Raw genomic sequence first — 20888 nt, 5'->3', positions numbered from 1 at the left:
GGCCTCGATGCTTCGCCTCAAGCCGGCGAAGCATCGAGCGCCTCGTCCTGCCGCGCCCTGTTCCACAGCACCAATTCCTCGGCTGGGATCGCCGGTGCGAACAGGAAACCTTGCAACTCATCGCAGCCGATCTTGCGCAACACTTGCGCTTGATGGCCGGTTTCCACCCCTTCGGCCACCACGCGCAAACCAAGCTCATGCCCGAGATCGACGATCGCCTTGACGATGGCAAGATCGGCAGATGCGTCGAGCATGTCTCGCACGAACGCGCGGTCGATCTTCAGACGGTCGAGCGGAAACCGGTTCAGATAGCTGAGACTCGAGTAGCCGGTGCCGAAGTCGTCGAGCGAGAGCTTGACGCCAAGCCCGCGAATGGCGTGAATGGCTTGCGCGTAGTGTTCGGCGCCATCCATGAGAACCGTCTCGGTGATTTCGAGTTCCAGGCAATGCGGCGGCACGCCATGCGCGAGCAGACTCGTGCCAAGCGCCGCAACGAGCTCCGGCTCGCGTAGCTGGAGCGCCGAAATGTTGACGGACGCGCGTATTTCGAGGCCCTCTTCGTCGCGCCAGGCGGCAAGCTGCCGGCACGCTTCCTCGATCACCCACGCGCCAATGGAAACGATGAGGCGCGTGTCCTCCGCCACCGGGATAAACACAGCCGGACCGATTTCACCCAGTACCGCGCTCTTCCAGCGCAGCAGTCCTTCGACGCTCGCGAGCGCACCGGACCGCGCTTCGAGGCACGGCTGCCACTCGAGCCGCAACTCGCCGAACTCGATAGCCGTGCGCAAACACGTTTCCAGCGTGAGCCGATGCCTCGCCTGTTCGGCCATGTCGGCCGAGAAAAACTTGACCTGATTTCGTCCGGCAGACTTGGCCTGATACATCGCGGCGTCGGCGTTCTGCATCAACGTATCGATGTCTTCGCCATCATCCGGGTATAGTGCGACGCCGATGCTGCTCGCAACCTGCAGTGTCAGCCCGCTCACTTCATGCGCTTCGCGAAGCAGCGGGAGCAGCCGCTGTTCGATGCTGCGCGCCACTTCGCTCGCGTGACCGACTCCGTTGAGCAGCACCGTGAACTCGTCTCCGCCCAGGCGGCTCACGGTGTCGTGGGTGCCGACCGCATTGAGCAGGCGTCGCGACACGGACCGCAACAGGCCATCACCGATGTGATGTCCGAGCGAATCGTTGATGTTCTTGAAGCGGTCCAGATCGATGAACAGCACCGCGACGCGCTGCCGCGTTCGCTGCGCTGCTGCGATGGCAACGCCGAGCTTCGCGGCAAAGAGTGCACGGTTGGGCAGTTCGGTGAGCACGTCATGCTGCGCGAGAAACTGAATGCGCGCTTCGCTCTTCTTGCGGTCCGTGATGTCGATCAGCGTGCAGATGTAATGCGATACGGTGCCGCGCTTGTCGTGTACCGCGCTGATCATGAGCCACGCCGGATAATCACCGCCCTCGCGGCGGCTTATTTGCGCTTCGCCGTGCCAGGTGCTGCTGCGCCCGACGCGTTGCAAGAGGTTACCCAGCGGACCGTTTTCGTCTTCCTGCGCCTGCGTGTCGATGAAGGCCGGCGGCTTGCCCGCCACGTCGTCCATCCGATAACCGGTTGCGCGAAAGAACGAAGGATTCGCAGTGAGCAGACGCGCCTCGGCGTTCAGGATGACGATCGCCTCGGACGATGCCTCGAACACCTTGCCCCACAGTTCCAGCCGCTGCTCCATGAGCTTGATCTGATTGATCGGCGTGAAGGCGGTGAGAATGGCGTCGCGTCCCTGGAAGTCGAGACGGCGCGCCGACAGCATCGCCCAGCTCGGCTGCGAGGTCGCTTTCCAGTGAACTTCGAATTCGTCGATGGCTTCGCGGTCGGAAAGTTGCTGAAAGAAGCGCGCGCGGGTCGCGGAGTCGAGACCCTGAGCCCACGGGTCGGTGCTGCTCCCATTGAGCCAGAAGAGTCCAGGCGCATTGGCGTGCAATACCTCGTGGCCGGGAATGGCGGTGACGACCATCGGCACGGGCGTGGCTTCCACGAGCGCTGATTGCGCGGCCGACGCGCGGGCGGTCGCCGCCAATTCCTTCTGCACGACGCGTTCGCGATCCAGTTGCGCAAGCATTTCGTTGAAGCCGCGCACGAGTTGGCCGATCTCGTCCTGACTGTCCCAGTCGGCGCGCTTCGTGTGATCGCCGGTGCGGCGCACCACATCCATCACGCGCGCGAGTTTGCGTAGCGGCGACGAAATCTGCTGCGCGACGCAATAAACCAGTGTCAGGATGGCGCAGAGCAGGAAAAGCGCCGTGCCCAAATGCAGCCACATGCGCGAAAACAGGGCTTGCACGCGTGCATGCAGCAGGCCGTCTAGCTGCTCGCCGGTATCGCGCCAGAGGCCGTCTACGCTTTGAACGAGCGCTTGCTGCGCGCTGTCGACGATCATCAGCACAGCTGCATCCGGCGCCACGTTGTCGTCCACCACCACGCGCGCCGCATGCCTGAATGCCTCGACGGCAATGCGCATTCGATCAAACGACGGGCTGAGTGTGCGCTCGAATTGACGATTGGCCGCCCCCGCCTCGGCGTAGTCCGACCGCAAACCTTGCATGACCCCGTCGAGTTGCCCTTCGAGGACCAGATAGCGCGAACGCACTTCCTCTCGCGAGCGCGCGTGAGCGCCGTCGTGCAGATGGCGCCCGATGCTGTTCACCGCGGTCAGCAGCGCGGGATAGCGCAAGATCGAGAGCGACATCGCGTAGTAGCTGTCGAGATCCGGGTCGAGAATCAGGTTCGACTGATTACCGATGCGCGTTATCAGATCGCGGGAGGCGGTCAGCGCCTGGTCCGTCGACGCGATCCCGACCTCGCGTTCGTGCGCCATCGTCTGCAGAGCGGTCCGCAGCGCGTTGCTCGGCTCCGCGCTTCCCATTTGCGCGCCGTATTGCTGCTCGGCACGAACGAGCCTGTCGATCTCGGCATCGAGCTGCGCCGCCGTCGGCGGTTTGCCCGCGCCCGCCATCGCGATGGACGTGATGCCATGTTCGACCTCGTGAACATACGCGTTGCCGACAATCTCCTTGTTCGAAAAATCGATCGCCAGATACTTTTCGTGAATCAGAATCCCGCTGATGTAGATCACCGCGCTGAGATCGAGCAGGTAGATGAGCAGCAACTTGTGCCCCACGCGCAAACGCGCGAGCAGCTTGAAGAAAGGATTCCGTTTCATGGGCGAGACGTTTGGAAACGTGCAAGAAGAGTCATGCAGGCGGGCGCTCACAGGGCAGCGAATGGCCGCCGGCGATCGTGTTCGCCCACCTATCTATTACGCCTCTTACGGCTCGCCAAAATTAACCTTTAATTAAAGTCTTAGTGCGCCGCTTTAGCCCCGAAGAAGTGCATGGCCATGCACGCGTTTAGTGCCGGAAAAGTCACGCTCAGCGCATCATCCCCGCGTGGCGAGTCTCTTCAGACCGCACTGAGCGACTCTTGCTTGTTCATCGATCTGAACCGGTTGCGATAATCGACCGGACTGATCTGCAGACGGCGCAGGAAGGTGCGGCGGAATTTGTCGGTGTCCTCGAAGCCGCATCGGTGTGCGATGACTCTCAGCGGCAAGTCCGTGGCTTCCAGGTAGCGCCGCGCGGCATCGATGCGCGCATTGGCGAGGTAAGTCATCGGCGTGATGCCGCAATCCTTGGCGAAGATGCGCGAGAGATTGCGCGCGCTCATATGCACGCGTTCCGCGAGCGACGCGACCGTATGATCCACATGCAGGTTATCCAGCATGAATTGCTGGACTTCGATAGTCTGCGAACCCGGCGAAGCCTGCGTTTCCAGCAGCGGGCTGAACTGCGACTGCCCGCCCGAGCGCCGCAGATAGACGATCAGATACTTGGCGACATCGAGCGCCATTTGCCGGCCGAAGTCGTCTTCGATCATCGCGAGCGAGAGGTCGATGCCCGCCGTGACACCGGCCGTCGTGTAGATGCTGCCGTCGCGAACGAAGATATGATCCGGCTCGATGCGCGCCTTCGGAAAAGTGCTGGCGAGCCGGGGCACGTCCATCCAGTGAGTCGTCACCAGTTTGTTGTCGAGCAGCCCCGCCGAGCCGAGGGCGAACAACCCGTTGCAGATAGCGGACACGCGGCGGCACTGCCGATGCTGCGCGCGCAGCCAGTTGCTCAGCGCCGGATCGTCGAAGGCGTCGAAGATGCCGAGCCCGCCCGGCACGATGATTGTGTCGAACTCCGGGCACGGATCGAAGATCGTACGATCCGGCACGGTAGTCAGGCCGCTCGACGATTGCACCGTGCCCCGCGTCGTGCCGACCATCATCATCTCGTACTCGCACTCGCCTGAACTCAGCACCTTGACTTCGGCGAACGCATCCTTCGGCCCGGCGATGTCGAGCAGCTGAAATCCAGGAAAGACGAGCATTCCGACCTTGATGCGTTTCATCGCGGATATCCGGATCCTCTGAGAACAGACTTGCTCATGGGCATGCCTCGATGCACGCGCGCAGCGCCGGGCAACGCCATGCGCTCCGCCGCCACGCCGAACGCAGCGCCGATGACCGTCCAGATGATCGCCTGCATGCCGATCGACGCCACCCGGAATTGCCACAGCAACGTGGCGGGAAACTCGGCGGGCACTTCGTCGATAGCCGGCAACAGCGCGAGCATCGCGGCGGCCATGATCGCGAAAGCCAGCAGACCGGCGAGCGTCGCGTTGGCATCGCCCCATTTGCGCGACAGGGCTTGGCGCAAAGCTATCGACAGCAGTGTAATGGCGACGGAAATCCCCATGCATAAAAAATAAAGCGCGGTGCGCACGCCGATGGTTTCCGCCGCGCCCACCGAAGGCGGATTCGCCGGATATTTCAGCGCCGGCAGCACCACCAGGGCGGCGAAAGCCGCGAGCGCAAGCCATGCTGCAAGCGGCCGCGCGCCCATGCTTCCCGCGCGTCCCCACGCATAGGCGAAGCACAACGCGAAGAGCCCACCGAATGCAGCGCCGTACGCGAGTACCCCCGTCAGCAAGCCCACGCCCGCTTGCATTTCACGACTGACGATTTCAGGCTCGGGCGCATCGCCGGCGTGAGCGTGCTCGTGCGCTTCATGGGCCTCGAAAGCGATCGCGCGTTCGACTTGCGGCTCGCCCGCCACCCGCGCGAAGCAGAACGCCAGCAGTCCCGCGATGAGGCCCGCGAGCATGCCGCGCATCAACAGTTTGCCGACCATCGTCGTCTCCTCGTCAGTGGCAGGGGAAGCCCAACAGATGGCGTCCGTCATGCACGAACTCGTGAATGGCGGTGCCCTGAAAGACCGCGGTAGCACCCTGCTCCGCGCCGACGAAATACAGCGCCAGCAGCATCAGCAATCCGCCGAAGATCGTCCACGGCAGCAGTTCGCGCAGTGGAATCGGTTCGAACGTGTCAGTGGAATGCAGGACAGCTTGATTCATGAAGTACCTCCAAAAGAGTCGGAAAAATGTTAACGGCTGCGCGCCGCGGCGATCGCTTCGATCTCGCGGCGCGACAGCACGCCGCTCGTCTCGACCACGTTCAGCAGCGCTTCGAGAAAACGCTCGTAGTAGTCCCAGCGCGGCTGATTCGCGCATTCGATTGCTTCCCACTTCGCGATGGACGCGATCAGGCTCTGGCGAAAGTCCTCCCACTCGAAACATCCCGCCTTCGATAGCGAGAGCGCGAGGCCGAACACATCGCGCTCCCAGCGATTGGTGAACAGCAGCTTGCCGTCGAGACGCGGCGGAGAATCTGGTGCGCCGAGCATCGACGCGGCAGCGTATTCTTCGAAACGCGTGAACATGGCACGCTCCTCAGGCTGCGGGCGCTTCGACGAGTGCGACGCCCATCATCGACTCGGGCGTAACGAGCGCGGCGAGTTCTTCCTCACTCAGATGCTCCGTGTTCGCGGGGCGCTCGGGCACCACGAACCAGCGAATCTGCGCGCTGCTGTCCCACACCTTCACCTCCTTCGTGGCGGGCACCTGTACGCCGAATTCCTGCAGGACGGCGCGCGGTTCGCGCACGCCGCGCGCGCGAAATACAGGGTCCTTGTACCAATACGGCGGCAGGCCGAGCACCGGCCACGGATAACACGAACACAGCGTGCAGATGATGAGGTTATGCACGTTCGCGTCGTTTGCGACCGCCGCCATATGCTCGCCTTCCGCGCCCGCCATGCCGAGCGGAAGCGAGAGTTCGGCGATCGCCTTCGGCGTGTCTTCGACGAGACGTCTCGCGTAGTCCGGATCGACCCATGCGCGCGCGACGATCTTCGCGCCGTTGAACGGGCCGGCCATCGTCTCGAAGTGCTTGAGCACGACATCGACGGAGTCGGTGGCAATCACGCCTTTTTCGATCAGCAAGGCTTCCAGCGCACGCACTTTGGCGGCGCTCGATGCTTCGCGGTCGCCGGAAAATTCGAAGAGTTGGCTCATGGATTCGCTCGGGGTTGGCTTATGTTCGAGTTCAATCGGCGGCCTGCACGTAGGCTTCGTACAGGTCGGCGTAAATGGTCGTGTTCGGCTCGCTTTTGCCGGCGCCCCAGATCGACGCGGCGTCGAAGGCAACGCGATACACAGGCATCGGCGCGCCGATACCGTCCACGCCCGTCGAGACGAAATAGGAGAACGCGCCGGGATAGACGAGATCCACCACGCCGGTCTTGTTGCGCAAATACCCCGGCAAGCGCGTGTGGTCCACCGCTTCGGGATCGGCGATACGCACGGCATGGCCCGCTCGAAAGCGCGCCGCGCCGTCGAGCGCGTGATAGCCCGAGTCGCCGTGCTGCAGATAGGCGTCGATCTGCGCCGCGAGTTCGGCATTGGGGCGATCGGGTAGAGGCGCGTCCGGGTGCGCGCTGTAGTGGGCGGTTTTCTCAGCGAGTTCCTCCGCCGACACATACCCCTGATCGACGAAAAACTGCGCAATGCCGCCGAGCCATTTCTCGTAGTAGCGATACTTGAAGTACTCGAACGGCTGCATGTCTTCGGCGCCGGTGCGCAGCGAGGCCCAGGTCCAGTTGCTCTTGAAGGCGGTGGGCAGCGTATCGACCGGATAGCGATGCGGCGTGTCCGACAGATGCGCGCTCTCCGCCATCATCACCGTATGAATGCCGAAGATGCGCTTCTCCCACGGCTCGACGAATACGCGCTTTTCAGTGCTGACCGGCCCCAAATTTTCGATGCCGCCGAGATGATGTTGCAGCTTCATGTTGTGCTCCGCTTGAATGGAAACGGTCTTATCCGAGCCGATGCTCGCGTCTGAATTGCAGGGCTTCGCCGACCACTTCCGAGACGAAGCCGAACACTGCGCCGGTAACGAGCGCGGCGGCCGCGACCAGCGCAGGATTGCCGATGCCCGCCGTGGTGATCGCCTTGCCCGTTGCGACCATCGTGCCGACCGTCGAGGCGAAGCCCCAGACGATCGCGGGCAACACATCGAGCAATTTGATCTTCGACGCCTGAACCATCGCCGCGCTGCCGATGCCAACCAGCACGGCCACCGCGATCGCGCCGCCGCTCGTCGTCGCAATGCAGAGCAAGGTAAGCGAAGCGATGACGAGTCCCGTGAGATTCGACGCCACGCTCTTGACGAAGCCCGCGCGCCCGCCGCCGAGCACGAAGAACGACGCCCACGCGATGAACGTCACCCAAACCGGAACCGGAAAGATCGTGCCGGTGAGCCATGTATCGACGACCGCCAATACGCCGATGCTCACCGTGTATGCCTCTGGCTTTTTCATGCGTAGCTCCTTGAAGAAGAAATGAATGAAGGCTTCAGTTCATGCAACTCAGAAGGCCGTCGCGCATTCGCGCAGCGTCGATGTTGCGGCCGATCATCACGAAACGGCTCTCTCGTGTTTCGTCGCGCATCCACGCACGGCCGAACGTGGTGTCGAGCAACATATGCACGCTATGGAAATGCAGGCGTCGCGGTTCGTCGTGCATGTTGAGCACGCCTTTCATGCGCAGAAGTTGTGTGCCTTGCGTTTGCACGAGCTGATTGATCCAGCGGTTGAAACGCGTCGCATCGATGCCGCCGGGCACCACGATCGCGCACGATGCGATGCTGTCGTCGTGTTCGTGATCGTGGCCGTCTTCGTCGAGCAGATTCGGCTCGATGGCGAGCAGGTTGTCGACCGAAAAGCTCCGCGTGCCGAAAAGCGCATGGGCGTCGATCCTCGAACGCTGCGCGTACTCGATGCGTGCAGTGGGATTGAGCCGGCGAATCCCGGCGACGAGCGCATCGACGGCATCGGTCGAAACGAGATCGGTCTTGTTGATGACGATGCGGTCCGCGAACACCACTTGCTCCCGCGCGATGTCGTCATGTAGCTGGGACTGCGCGTGCATTGCATCGACCACGGCGACGACCGATTCCAGTTCCACGCGCTCGCGCACGTCGGGATCGGCGAGAAAGGTCTGCAGCACCGGCGCGGGATCGGCGAGGCCCGACGTTTCGATGATGAGACGCGCGAGCCGATCGCCGAAGCGCATCAACATGTCGCGCACGCTGGCGACGAGATCGGTGCGGACCGTGCAGCAGACGCAGCCGTTGTTGATCTCGATCACGGCGCGTTCATCGGCGACGATCAACTGGCCGTCGATACCGACTTCGCCGAATTCGTTCACGACGATGCCGATCTGCATCGGCCGCGTGGATTCGAGCAGGTGATTCACAAGCGTGGTCTTGCCGGCTCCAAGGAAACCGGTAATGACAGTGGCAGGCACTTTGGCGGGTCGCATGAGGGTTATCCTTCGCGTGCGTCGATTAGGAACGCCTACCCTTTAGCGGCTTCCGTTCCGATTTCCCGCGCTTGGCCGCCATCGGGCGATACTTGGCGCGGCGTGCATGAGCGCATGTCCGTTCTGTTCCGAAGCGACACGGACGGACAAAAACGCACGTAAGGCGACGAAACACATTGGTGCGCGACGCGCATCGCCGAAGTGCAGGCGATGCCCTCTTCTCGCCCGCCGATACGAACGGACGCGACCCGGCATTCCCTTGGCGAGGGTTTCGTGAACGTTATGGATGGATGGACAGGCCGCTCGCCTCAGTCAGGCAAGCGACGCGCGCGTGCGCGCGGATTGACAGGCTATGGATCGATGTCTTGATTCGCGTCGATCAACGCTTCTTGTAGTTCTTGAACACTTCCTTGCGGATCGAACCGTGTACGCCCCAATTCGCGTCGACCACCTGCGTCACGCCGAAGTCCGCCGCTACCGACATCAGCGCAATGGCTTCGTCTTCGCTCAAACCGTGCACCGTCATCAGCAAGCGGCGCAGCTTGCGAAAGGCATCGCGCATGGCTTTGTCGAGGCTCGCATGCTGCGCCACTTCCACTTGCGCGTTGGTCCCGAGTTCGGCCAGATAGTTGGGGAACGTGAAGCCGTACACCGACCATTGCTGATCCGTTTCGAGCAGCGGATGCGTGAGCCCTTCGAGGAGCGTGCCTTCGAGATCCGCTTTCTTGTGCAGGATGAATTCGAAGTCCCCCGTCAACGATGTTTCGATAGCGGTGCCGCCCAGTTCGCTGTCGCCCTGCGCGGCATGCGGGTCGCCCACCGAGAAAAGCGCGCCTTCGACCGCCACCGGGTAATACATGGTCGCGCCCCGGCCGATGCGCCAGTCGTCGATGTTGCCGCCCGTGTAGCTCGGCGGAATCGAACTGACATAGTCCGCTTCGGCGGGCGCGACGCCCATGGTGCCGAAATGCAGTCGCGCCGGCACGCGGATATCCGGCAAGATGTTTTCGCGCTTCGTCACGAGCCGGTGATCCACCTGCACGCCGGGATAATCGATCGTCGCGTGCACGATGCCATCCGGGTCGGTCTGCGGCGTCCACACATAGTTGTAGACCGCGCGCGCATACGGCTCGCCGGAAGTATCGAGTTCGAAGATGGTCACCACTTCGCGCGGCTTCGGCTCCTCGATCAGATCGTGATACTGAAAGCCCCACGACGCGGCCACGTTCGAGCCGAAGCACTTGCCCGCATGACACGCGCTGCAACTCGGCCGCGGCCTGACGTCGAGGATGCGCACTTCGAGCACGTCCCCGGGTTCGGCGCCTTCGATTGCCACCGGACCGGTGAGCAGATGCACGCCCACGCCTTCGCCAGCGCCGAGGCGGAACGGTCCTTCGGTCGGACCCGCGCCGCGCCGCGAAACGGCCTTGTGCTCGCGCGTCCATTCGAACACGCTCTGCGCGCCCGGATCGCCCGCGATCATGCGCTCGTGGTCGTCGTTCGCGTGATGCGTCAGCGTTTCGATGGTGGCGCGGTCGCCCGACTTGAGCGTGAGGCGCGGTTCTACCCGTTTGCTGAAGTATCCCCAATGCACGGTGGATGATGAAACGGGCAGCGTGTAATGCTTCATTGATTCGTCCTCGGCGAGTGGGTGTGTTATCGATGCGATTCAGTGCACGGTTTCGAGCGTGCTGCCCGCGCCCATCACGTTGAGAAAGCGCGCCGTCAACGGATGATGCGGCCGCGTCAAGACCTGATGCGCGGGTCCGTCCTCCACGACGCTGCCGCCGCTCAGGAACACGACGCGGTCGGCCACTTCATCGGCGAAGCGCAACTGATGCGTCGAAATGATCATCGTCAGGCCATCGTCGAGCGCGAGGCGGCGGATCACTTCGAGCACTTCGCCCACGAGTTCCGGATCGAGCGCGGAAGTCGGCTCGTCGAGCAGCAGCACGCGCGGATTCGGCGCGAGCGCACGCGCAATCGCCACGCGTTGTTGCTGGCCGCCCGACAGATGACGCGGCAACGCATCGGCGCGATGCGCGAGGCCCACGCGTTCGAGCAGGGCATCCGCGCGTCGGTTGGCATCGGCGAGCGTCGCGCCGTGCACCCAGACGAGCGGCAATGCAATGTTCTCGCGCGCCGTCAGATGGCCGAAAAGATTGAACTGCTGGAACACCATGGCGACGCCGAGACTCGCGCGCTCCTTCGCAAGCTCGCGCGGATTCATGCGCCGCCCGTCATCGCGAAAGCCCAGGCGCCGTCCGCCCACGCGTATCTCGCCTTGTTCCCACTGTTCCAGATGATTGATGCAGCGAAGCAGCGTGCTCTTGCCCGAGCCGCTCGGTCCGAGCAACGCGACGACTTCGCCCGAGCGGATGTCGAGATCGAAGCCATTGAGCACCGGCTGCTCGCCGTAGCGCTTGTGTACGCCATTGATCTGCACGGCGGTGCCGTTGCGAGACAGCGCGTCGTAGCGGCGTGCGCGGTCGTCGGGTGTGACGCGAGCCGGGACGAAGACCGGCGGCAGATCGGTCGGGCCTGCGGGCTTCGTCGATACGGGCGTGCTCCGGCGTCGTCCCCAGAAGCCGCCGCGCGAGCTGGCGCGGTCCAGATCGAGCGCGCGTTCGATCATCAGCTGAATGGCGGCGATCGCGCCCGTCAGACACAAATACAAGAGACCCGACGCAAAGAAGATCGAAAAGAAGTCGAACGTCGACGAAGCAAGCTGCGTGCTGCGCAAGGTCAGCTCGCCCACCGAGATGACCGAAGCCAGCGAAGAGTTCTTCAACGCGCTGACGGTTTCGTTGCCGAGCGCGGGAATCATCGAGCGAAGGGCCTGCGGCGCGATGATCCGGCGCATCAGCACGGAAGGCGTCATGCCGAGCGCCTGCCCCGCGAGCGTCTGTCCGCGATCCACGCCGAGCACGCCCGAGCGTAATATCTCCGCGATGAACGGCGCTTCGTTCGCGGCGAGCGCGAGGCCCGCCGCGCCGACGGCGCTCAGCTTGATGCCGATATGCGGCAGGGCGTCGTAGGCGAACACGAGTTGCAGAATCAGCGGCGTGCCGCGAAAAATCACCGTATAGCCGCGCGCGATGGCCGCGAGCGGTCCGATTCGGCTCAGTTGCATGGCGGCAAGGACGAGTCCCAGCACGAGCCCGCCCGCGAGTCCGAGCAAGGTGACGGTGATCGTGAAGCGGATGCCGTCGAGCAGATAAGGCAGGCCGAGATAGTGAAGGAACAGGTCCATATGCCGATGCTTCCGCGCTTACTTGGCAACGACGAGTTGCGGCGTCGCGAGATTCTCGACGCCGAGGCCCCACTTCTTCAGCAGTTCGGACTGCGCGCCGCTCTTCTGAATGGCGACGAGCGCGGCCATCACGGCATCGCGGAAATCGGGCTTGTCCTTCGGCACGCCGATGCCCACGAAGTACGGCAAGGTCACGGCGGTCGCTTTCTCCAGCTTGTCCGGATACGCCTTCACCGCCTGGTCGACCGTGTTCACGTCGTTGATGTACGTATCCGCGCGGCCCGCGAGAATGGCCTGGATGCAGTTGGCGTTGTTGTCGTAGAGCTGCACGGTGGCTTCGGGCTTGCCGACCGCCTTGCATTGCGGCGCCAGTGCCTGAATCAGCGGCACTTCCACATAGCCCGTGTTTTCGGCGGCTGTCGTGCCGCACATCGACGTGTTGATGCCGGTGATCTTCTTCGGATTGCCCTTGGCGACGAGTACGCCGTCGAACACCTTCGAGTACGTGATGAAGTCGGCGGCCTTGGCGCGCTCCTCGGTCGCGTAGATATCGGAGATGACGATATCGGCCTGACCGCTCTGCAAGGTCGTGAGCAGCGCGGCGAAGGTCACGGGCTTGTAGGCCATCGTGAAGCCGAGGCATTGCGCGATCAACTCGCCCAGATCGATATCGAAGCCGATGTACTTGCTCGGATCGTTCGGGTCGAGCGCTTCATAGCCCGGCGTATGCGGATTGATCGCATTGGTGAGTGTCTTGCCCTTGAACTGCGGGTACTTCGCCTGCAACGCGCTGCATTCGGCGGGCGCGGCGGCGTGCGCCTGTCCCGCGAAGGCGAACAACACCGCGCACAGCGCGCCAAGTCCTGCGCGAGATAAACGGCCCACGAGATTCCTTTGCATCGATACGCTCCTGACGGCTGATGACGATTGACTTGCGATGCCCAGAGCGTAGGCGACCGAAATCCCGCGAACTTGACTGGCTGCGCACAACTGCTGGTATTGGCGTGCACGCTCGTCCAAGAACGCATGAGGCCGCGCGTCGGGTGATGCGCGCAAGTGCAGACGTGCGCCGCGATGGCGCATGTATGCACTGTCTTCGATACGCGATGCACCCGCCGCCGTAAGCATCGCGATGGCGCGAAGGTTGCTTTTGAAAAGCGCTTGCTGCTTCGCCTATCGTGGAGTTTTCGTTGAACCTGTCGCGCTTCACCACCGAGTCGTATCCCGAGTTCGAGCGCCGGCATGAATGGAACGCGGCGCTCGCACGTCTCGGATGGCGCGGCAAGATCGAAGGCGGCGAACGCGGTTTGCACGGCACGCTGACATCGCGCGTATCGGCGGGCGGGATCGAGTTCACGACCATCGCCTCGGCCGCGCAGACGCTGCAGATGAGCGCGGATCACGCGGACAGTCTCATGCTCGCGCTGCTGATCGATGGCGACGCCACGCTCGTCGCCGATGGTCTGCGCGAGCGCGTGAGCCCGCATGACATCGTCTATGCCGCGCCGGGCCAGAGCGCGTCGCTGGTTTTCGCGGGACGCTTTCGCGCGTTCATCGTGCGAGCGCCCAGGAGCGCCATCAACGCGCGTCTCATTTCGCCGCTCTCGCTGCGCGTGGCCTTGTTGCCGGGCGCGACGGGCATCGGCCACATCTTCTCGGGCTTTCTGCGTTCGGTCGTGGAAAGCCTCGAAACGCTGAGCGCGGAGGAGTTGCGTCCCACCGAACTCGCGCTCGCCGAAATGCTCGTGGCCTGTCTCGCCGGACAGGAACGCAAAGGTTCGTTCAACGGGCTGACGCCGCCGCAGTCGGCGTTGTTCGCGCGACTGTGCCGCTTCATCGAAACGCATCTCGCCGATTCGACCCTGAGCGTGGCCTCGCTCGCCAAAGACGAACGCGTGTCGCCGCGTTACGTGCAGAAGCTGTTCGAACTCGCCGGACAGAGTTTCTCGACGTATGTGCGCTCGCGCCGCCTCGAACGCTGCCGCGCGGAACTGGCCGATCCGCTCTCGGAGAAAGTCTCCATATCCGACATCTGCTTTCGCTGGGGCTTCAACGATCCGGCGCACTTCAGCCGCGTATTCCGCGAGCGTTATGGCGCATCGCCGCGCACGTTCCGGCACGAAGCGAACCTGGAACTCGCGCGCCATCTCGTGCATTCGCTATCGCGCGGGCTGCCGGTGAACGCCGCGAGTCTGATCGCGCAGGCGCGCAGCGAAGAGACGGGCGACACGCTCGTCGCCGTGCGCGACGAAAGCGATGCCGTGCAAGCGCGGCCTGCGCGGACGGGCGGCAGGCCGCGGCATCATTTGCTGCGCGCAACGGCGAACACGGTGCACTGGGGCTATTTCAGCCACGATCTCAAGCCCGTGCTCGAAGTCGCGAGCGGCGACACGGTGACGGTCGAAGCGCTCACGCAGCATGCGTCGGATGACTGGGACCGCATGATCGCGGGCGATCCCGGCGCGGAGAGCGTGTTCCACTGGACAGCCGAACGCAAGAACGTGGACCGTCGCGGCGCGGGCCCGATGAACGCCTCCATCTATGGACGCGGCGCGGGCGAAGGCTTCGGCGTGCATATCTGCACCGGGCCGATTGCGGTGACAGGCGCGGAACCGGGCGATGTCCTGGAAGTGCGCATCGTCGATATTCATCCGCGCCGCTGCAGGAACCCGAAGTTCCACGGCCGCGCGTTCGGCAGCAACGTCGCGGCGTGGTGGGGCTTTCATTATCGCGAGCTGCTCACCGAACCGAAGCCGCGCGAAGTCGTGACCATCTACGAGATCCACACGGACGAAGCGCGCGACGACAGCGCCTATGCGCGCGCCGTCTACAACTACCGCTGGACGCCGCAGCGCGATCCTTTCGGCGTGCTGCATCCGATCATCGATTATCCGGGCGTGCCGGTGGATCACGCGAGCGTCGTCGAGAATCACGACGTGCTGAAGAACGTGACCATTCCCGTGCGACCGCACTTCGGCGTGATCGGCGTGGCGCCGCAGCAGAACGGTCTGATCGATTCGATTCCGCCTTCGGCCTTCGGCGGCAATCTCGACAACTGGCGCGTCGGTCCAGGTGCGAGCGTGTTTCTGCCGGTCGGCGTGGCCGGGGCGCTCTTGTCGATCGGCGACCCGCACGCGTCGCAGGGCGATTCCGAGTTGTGCGGCACGGCCATCGAATGCTCGCTCACCGGCGACTTCGAACTGATCCTGCACAAGAAGCACACGCTTGCCTCGCAGTCGTTCGCGGACCTCACGTATCCGCTCGTCGAAACCGCCGATGAATGGGTGCTGCACGGCTTCAGCCATCCCGACTATCTGGCCGAGTTCGGCACCAGCGCGCAAAGCGAGGTCTATCAGAAGTCCACGCTGGATCAGGCCATGCGCGATGCCTTCATCAAGACGCGGCGGTTTCTGATGTCCACCAAGGGACTCACCGAAGACGAAGCCATCTCGCTGATGTCGGTGGCGGTGGACTTCGGCGTCACGCAAGTCGTCGATGGCAACTGGGGCGTGCACGCGATCATCCGCAAGGCGCGGTTCACGGATTGAGCGCGGTCCCGCGCTTCGTGCAGGCCGGGCTTCTGCCCGCGTTCATCTGACCTCGACACGGTTACGCCCCGCCGCCTTCGCGTGATACAACGCCCGGTCCGCGCGCCGCATGAGCGCATCCACGTCGCGCTCGCCGGGCTCGCGTGTCACCACGCCGATGCTCACGGTGAAAGGAATCGCCTTGACGCGCCAGACATGCTCGACATCCTGCCGCTCCAGACGCTGGCGCAAGGCGTCCGCGATCCGCGGCGCGGCACTCGCGTCCGCGCCCGGCAGCGCCGCGACGAACTCCTCGCCGCCCCAGCGCGCGAACAGCATGGATTCGAGCGGGATCGACTTTCCGACATTCGCGAGCACGCGCAGCACTTCATCGCCGATATCGTGGCCGTAGTTATCGTTGATCGCCTTGAAGAAATCGATGTCGAGAATGAAGACGGACAGGATCTCGTCGGTCGCGAGCAGCTTTTCGACGAAGTCGATGAACTCGCGTCGGTTCGGCAGACCGGTGAGCGCATCGGTGACGGCCTGTTGCTTCAGCAGTTCCATGAGCCGCGCGCGCTCGGTGATGTCGCGAATGACCGCGGTGAACTCGACCACGCCGCCCACGTCGATCTTGGAGATGGCGATTTCCACCGGAATGATGGTGCCGTCGCGATGCCGCCCGAAAACGCTGTTGCTTTCGTCCATGCGCGGCGCGGTCATCGCGCGCAGGTTCGTCATCGGCGAATTCGCGAACTGCCGCACGTTGTCCGCGTGATGCGCACGCGCGCGCTCCGGCAGCAACATCTCGATGCGCCTCCCGAGCGCTTCTGCCGATGTATAGCCGAACAGATTCTCGGCGGCCCGATTGAACAGCGTGATCTCGTGCCGCTCGTCGATGCTCACGATCGCGTCGTACGCCGAGTCCACGACCGCGCGAAAGCGCGACGCGTCGAATTCGACTTCGCGCGTGAGCGGCTTCTTCGGCGTATCGTCGATGCACGAAATCATGACTTCGTGCACGGCTTCAAGCGCGCCCGGCCCCCTGAGCGGTTCGAGCGTGAGACGCCACGAACGCGCGCCGTCGATGAATCGATGCGTGTGCGTCTGGCCGTCGAAGCACGCCTTCAACTTTTCGATGAGGATCGGATGCGCCTCGGCCGGCATCATGGCATCGACCGCGAGGGGAAGCGCGGGCGTGTCCGCTCGCGAGGCGTCCGTCATGCGCATGAACGCGTCGTTGCAGGTCCTGACGATCAGACCGCCGCGCGCATCGCGGCCCACGATAGCCACGCCGATCGTTGCGCCTTCCGTAATCTCCCGCGATGTGTTGGGCAACCCCGACATACTCCTATCCTGCCGCGCCGTCGTCCGGCACCGATAATCATCCACTTGCGTCGCTGACGCCACCATGCGTTTGTTATCGGCAGCGTGGGCAAAGGCTTGAGGGCGAAGCGTCCGAGCGCGATTCACCGCAGCGCAGCTTGTTGCGGCCGGCTCGAAGACGAACGCAACGGCGAGACCCTCGTATCAGCGCATCGGCTGACGCTCCTACCCGTCGATCAACGCCGCCAATTCCTCCGGAGCGCCGGAGGGAAACGATGCTTTGAGGTGATTCAGGAAAGCGGACACGCGCGCGCTCAGAAAGCGCCTTGAAGGGTAAAGCGCCCACAGCGCGATGTCGGACCCGTCCAGCTCGCCCCACTGTGAAAGTCGACCGGCGGCGATATCGCGGCTGACGAGCGACAGCGGCAGGCACGCGATCCCAACGCCAAGCCGGACCGTGTCGCGCACCATGACGAGCGATGACAGTGTGGCGAATGGCTCGACGAATATGCGCTTTCTCCCCTCGGCGCCGGTGACATCCCAGAACGACGTTTGATCGGCCGCTCCACGGATGACTGCCGGCACGCGCGCTTTTCCCTCGGGCGGCTCCAGTCCGGGCTTCGCCACGACGACGAGCCGGTCGTGCAGGATGATCCGTCCAACCAGATTCTCGTCGGGAGCCGGGTTGACCCGTATAACCAGGTCATAACCTTCTTCGATCATGTCGACCGGGCGATCTTCCGTCGTGACTTCCAATCGAACCTCCGGCCACTTCAGCGCGAACGAGGCGACCAGTTTTCCCATGGCGATTTGCGAGAAAAGCGCGGGTGCGCTGATTCGCAAGCGGCCGCGAGGCTGCTCGCTGCTCGATGCTATCGCTGCGGCACTGGCGTTGAGCTCGGCGAGAAGCGCACCGGTGCGCTCATAGAGCGCCAGTCCTTCCTGCGTGAGCTTTACGCCTCGCGGTCCCCGTTCGAGAAGCCGGATTTGAAGGTCGCTTTCGAGTTCGCTCACCCTTCGCGAAAGCGTCGCCTTCGGACGACCCGCGGCGCGAGCCGCCTCGCCGAAGCTTCCGTAACGAGCGACGAGGTTGAAATCAGCAAGTGCAAGAAGATCCATTCGCGCTATTCCAGCGTTCCATTGGTGAGACACGTCGTCTCTTTATAGCATCTTCCGGACCAGATTTGGATCACGTACCTTTGAGTCATCCCAACCACGCTCAAGGAGCAACACCATGACTATTCTCGTTACCGGCGCCACCGGCCGTGTCGGCCGCCAGGTCGTCGACCAGCTCGTGCGTCGCAATGCCGACGTGCGCGTACTCGTGCGGGATCCGTCGAAGGCCGACTTTCCCAGCGCCGTGAGTGTCGTTCAGGGCGAAATGCTCGACATCGACTCACTTCGCCGCGCGTTCGCCGGCGTGCGCACATTGTTCTTGCTCAACGCGGTCTCGGGCGATGAATTCACGCAGGCGCTGATCGCGCTGAATATCGCCCGCGAGTCCGGCGTCGAACGCGTCGTATATCTGTCGGTGATGCACGCAGAGCGCTTCGTCAATGTGCCGCATTTCGCCGTCAAGTCCGGTGCGGAGCATATGATCGAGGCGATGGGCTTCAGCGCCACTATCCTGCGGCCCGCGTACTTCATGGACAACGAACTCATGATCAAGGACGTGGTCATCGAGCACGGCGTCTACCCGATGCCTATCGGAACGAAGGGCGTCGCAATGGTGAACACCCGCGACATTGCGGAGGTCGCGGCCCTCGAACTGATCCGTCGGGACGAGGCGGCCGCTCACCTTCCACTGGAGGTCATCAACCTTGTCGGGCCTGACACGCTGACCGGCCCCCAACTCGCCGCCATCTGGACCGACGTGCTCGGTCGTCCCGTTGGCTACGGTGGCGACGACCCGACTGGCTTCGAGCAGAATCTGGCGAGCTTCATGCCAAAGTGGATGGCGTACGAGATGCGCCTGATGGCCGAGCGTTACGTCAGCGACGGGATGGTGCCCGAACTCGGCGATGCCGAGCGCCTTGTCGGCATTTTGGGCCGTCCCCTGCACGCCTATCGCGACTTCGCCACCGATCTGGCAGAGGGGCAATCGCAGCGCACCATTTGATTGCCGTGAAAAGCCCGCTCGCTCAACCCAGTTGACGAATCGACCGTTCGACGCGAATGCCGTGCCGCTTCATCTTTGCGTAGAGCGCGGGCTTCGACACCTGCAGGAGCTTGGCGCAATGCGTCACATTGAGGTGGCACGCCTTCAACGCACTTTCGATGGCGAGGCGCTCCGCCTCCTTCAGCGACACCGGCTCGCCATGATGCTCGGCCGACCCATCGCGCGCCGGCGAAACCGATGCGCCGCCCAAAAACGCCGATACATCCGCGACAGGCTCGCCTTCGTTGAAGTTGACGATCTTCTCGACGAGATTCTCGATTTCGCGCACATTGCCCGGCCAGTCATGCGCTTCGAGTTGCCGCAGTGCCCGCTCCGCGATTTCGGGCCTCGGCTTGTGCATGCGCGCGCAATATCGATCGAGGAAGAACGCGGCCATCGCGCGAATGTCCTCGCGACGCTCGCGCAGCGGCGCGATCATGATCTCGATGACATTGCAGCGATAGTACAGATCCTCGCGAAACGTCTTCGCGAGCACCATCGAAGCGAGATCGCGATTGCTCGCGCAGATGATGCGCACGTCGACGGGAATGCCGCGCGTGTCGCCGATGCGCGTGACTTCGCGCTCCTGCAGCACGCGCAAGAGTTTCGCCTGCACGTCGATGGGCAACTCCGAGATTTCGTCGAGGAACACCGTGCCGCCGTCCGCCGATTCGAACTTGCCCGGACGGCCTTCCCGCGCCGCCCCGGTAAAGCTGCCGGGCGCGTGGCCGAAGAGCTCGCTTTCGATCAGCGCATGGGGCAGCGCCGCGCAATTGATCGCGATGAACGGCAGCGCGGCGCGCGCGCTCGCATTGTGGATCGCCTGCGCGAACACTTCCTTGCCGACGCCGCTTTCGCCGGACAACAACACGTTCGACGCGCCGCGCGCCGCCTTCTTCGCTGCATCGACCGCGCGCTTGAGGCCCGCGTTGGAGCCGATCACGTTGTCGAAGGTAAAGCGCGCGTGATTGCCCGCGTAGCGCCCCGCCATCTTGCGCACGCGCCGCATCTCGCGAAACGTGTTCACCACCGACACGACTTCGCCGCAACGATTCTTGATCGGGATAGCGGTATCGAGCAGGTGCAAGTGGCGCGCGGGCGAATCGATGATGAGCTCGCGATCGACGTAACCCACACCTGTCCGATAGATCGGCCCGACGATCGGCTCGAAATCGATCACTTCGTTCAGCGTCTTGCCGATGCTCGTCCGCGGATCGATGCCCAGAATGCGTCCCGCGACCGAATTGACGTGGCGCAACACTTGGCCCTGTCCGATCACCATCAGCCCATCGCCGATATGATCGATGATCGCGCGCTGTTCCTCGACGAGCGTGTCGTAGGCGGCCAGGTCGAACGCGCTTTGCAGCAGCACGTCGAGCGTCGCGCCGAGCAGCGTGATCCAGGGCGCGGGGGTCGCTTCATTCGTCGCTTCATTCGTCGCTTCATCCGCCGCCTTCCGCCAGCGCAACGCGACGAGAAAAACCCGGCGACCATGCGCATCGACACGCAGCGCGAACGCCTGCGCGATCGATGCATCGGCGTCCTGCAGCGCCAGCGTCACGCAGCGGCCGTCCGATGAAACGGTGGCGGCTTCGGCGAGCGCGGCGAGCCCCGCCGAAGGACAGCGCGCGAGGAAGGCATCGAGCGCGGCGTCGCCAATGTGCGCGAGCGGTTCGAGCACATGGCCACTGCGATCGAGCGTGAAGATGCACGCGCCGGCCTCGCGCGCGGCCAGGCGGCGCGCATCGCGCCATCTGGGCGACGCGAGCGCGCTCTCGAGTGTGGCGATGCTGGGATCGAGCGCGACGGTGGCCATATCTACCTGCGATGCGGTGGGTCAACGGCTTCGAATGTAACAGG

General features: G+C 63.6%; 17 protein-coding genes. 2 read left to right on the top strand and 15 right to left on the bottom strand.

Annotation, left to right across the window (positions count from 1 at the left end):
- Positions 1–17: 17 nt before the first annotated feature.
- From BG60_RS08480 to BG60_RS08425, 12 genes are all read right to left on the bottom strand, one after another.
- Positions 18–3218 carry a bifunctional diguanylate cyclase/phosphodiesterase gene (locus tag BG60_RS08480; protein WP_008345596.1) on the bottom strand — a complete coding sequence of 1067 codons (3201 nt, stop codon included), beginning with the start codon at positions 3216–3218 and terminating at the stop codon, positions 18–20.
- A 239-nt stretch (positions 3219–3457) separates the two neighbouring features.
- The gene (locus BG60_RS08475; RefSeq protein WP_008345598.1) at positions 3458–4450 is read right to left on the bottom strand and encodes a GlxA family transcriptional regulator; all 993 of its coding nucleotides are present in this window, start codon (positions 4448–4450) and stop codon (positions 3458–3460) included.
- Positions 4447–5232: a CbtA family protein gene (locus BG60_RS08470; RefSeq protein WP_008345601.1), complete on the bottom strand. Its 786-nt coding sequence runs from the start codon at positions 5230–5232 to the stop codon at positions 4447–4449. The genes BG60_RS08475 and BG60_RS08470 overlap by 4 nt, the downstream gene beginning before the upstream one ends.
- Before the next feature lie 13 nt (positions 5233–5245).
- Positions 5246–5455, bottom strand: a complete 210-nt coding sequence (locus tag BG60_RS08465; RefSeq protein WP_008345603.1) for a CbtB domain-containing protein — start codon at positions 5453–5455, stop codon at positions 5246–5248.
- 29 nt (positions 5456–5484) lie between these two features.
- On the bottom strand, positions 5485–5820 hold the full coding sequence (locus tag BG60_RS08460; RefSeq protein ID WP_008345605.1) for a nitrile hydratase accessory protein: 336 nt from the start codon (positions 5818–5820) through the stop codon (positions 5485–5487).
- 10 nt (positions 5821–5830) lie between these two features.
- Positions 5831–6454 carry a nitrile hydratase subunit alpha gene (gene nthA / locus BG60_RS08455; RefSeq protein ID WP_008345607.1) on the bottom strand — a complete coding sequence of 208 codons (624 nt, stop codon included), beginning with the start codon at positions 6452–6454 and terminating at the stop codon, positions 5831–5833.
- 31 nt (positions 6455–6485) lie between these two features.
- Positions 6486–7229 (bottom strand): nitrile hydratase subunit beta, encoded by a 744-nt coding sequence (gene nthB, locus BG60_RS08450; protein ID WP_008345609.1) that lies wholly within the window; start codon positions 7227–7229, stop codon positions 6486–6488.
- Positions 7230–7257: 28 nt separating this feature from the next.
- Positions 7258–7761, bottom strand: a complete 504-nt coding sequence (locus BG60_RS08445; RefSeq protein WP_008345611.1) for a DUF1097 domain-containing protein — start codon at positions 7759–7761, stop codon at positions 7258–7260.
- Positions 7762–7795: 34 nt separating this feature from the next.
- Positions 7796–8764, bottom strand: coding sequence for a CobW family GTP-binding protein (locus BG60_RS08440; RefSeq protein ID WP_008345613.1), 969 nt, complete (start codon positions 8762–8764; stop codon positions 7796–7798).
- A gap of 379 nt (positions 8765–9143) precedes the next feature.
- Entirely contained in the window at positions 9144–10394 is a 1251-nt protein-coding gene (locus BG60_RS08435) for an acetamidase/formamidase family protein (RefSeq protein ID WP_008345615.1), read from the bottom strand.
- A 39-nt stretch (positions 10395–10433) separates the two neighbouring features.
- Positions 10434–12017 (bottom strand): amino acid ABC transporter permease/ATP-binding protein, encoded by a 1584-nt coding sequence (locus BG60_RS08430; RefSeq protein WP_008345617.1) that lies wholly within the window; start codon positions 12015–12017, stop codon positions 10434–10436.
- Positions 12018–12035: 18 nt separating this feature from the next.
- Positions 12036–12917, bottom strand: coding sequence for an ABC transporter substrate-binding protein (locus BG60_RS08425; protein WP_008345619.1), 882 nt, complete (start codon positions 12915–12917; stop codon positions 12036–12038).
- A 290-nt stretch (positions 12918–13207) separates the two neighbouring features.
- Between BG60_RS08425 and BG60_RS08420 the strand changes: the two genes are divergently transcribed.
- Entirely contained in the window at positions 13208–15565 is a 2358-nt protein-coding gene (locus tag BG60_RS08420) for an acetamidase/formamidase family protein (RefSeq protein ID WP_034471149.1), read from the top strand.
- A 42-nt stretch (positions 15566–15607) separates the two neighbouring features.
- On the opposite strand, the gene BG60_RS08415 is transcribed toward BG60_RS08420, so the two are convergent.
- Both BG60_RS08415 and BG60_RS08410 read right to left on the bottom strand, forming a co-directional pair.
- Positions 15608–16891 carry a sensor domain-containing diguanylate cyclase gene (locus BG60_RS08415; RefSeq protein WP_034471102.1) on the bottom strand — a complete coding sequence of 428 codons (1284 nt, stop codon included), beginning with the start codon at positions 16889–16891 and terminating at the stop codon, positions 15608–15610.
- Between the two features lie 204 nt (positions 16892–17095).
- Entirely contained in the window at positions 17096–17989 is an 894-nt protein-coding gene (locus tag BG60_RS08410; RefSeq protein WP_008345625.1) for a LysR family transcriptional regulator, read from the bottom strand.
- Between the two features lie 115 nt (positions 17990–18104).
- Here BG60_RS08410 and BG60_RS08405 point away from each other — a divergent pair, with 115 nt between their 5' ends.
- A complete protein-coding gene (locus tag BG60_RS08405; protein ID WP_034471100.1) occupies positions 18105–18989 on the top strand; it encodes an SDR family oxidoreductase in 885 nt (294 codons plus the stop codon).
- Between the two features lie 22 nt (positions 18990–19011).
- On the opposite strand, the gene BG60_RS08400 is transcribed toward BG60_RS08405, so the two are convergent.
- Complete coding sequence (locus tag BG60_RS08400; protein WP_008345628.1) at positions 19012–20844, bottom strand: sigma-54 interaction domain-containing protein; 1833 nt, start codon at positions 20842–20844, stop codon at positions 19012–19014.
- Positions 20845–20888: the final 44 nt, after the last annotated feature.

It is taken from the genome of Caballeronia zhejiangensis (assembly GCF_000698575.1).
Lineage (GTDB): Bacteria > Pseudomonadota > Gammaproteobacteria > Burkholderiales > Burkholderiaceae > Caballeronia > Caballeronia zhejiangensis.
The sequence above is the reverse complement of the archived record's forward strand: the minus strand, read 5'-3'. Positions and strand labels throughout refer to the sequence as shown.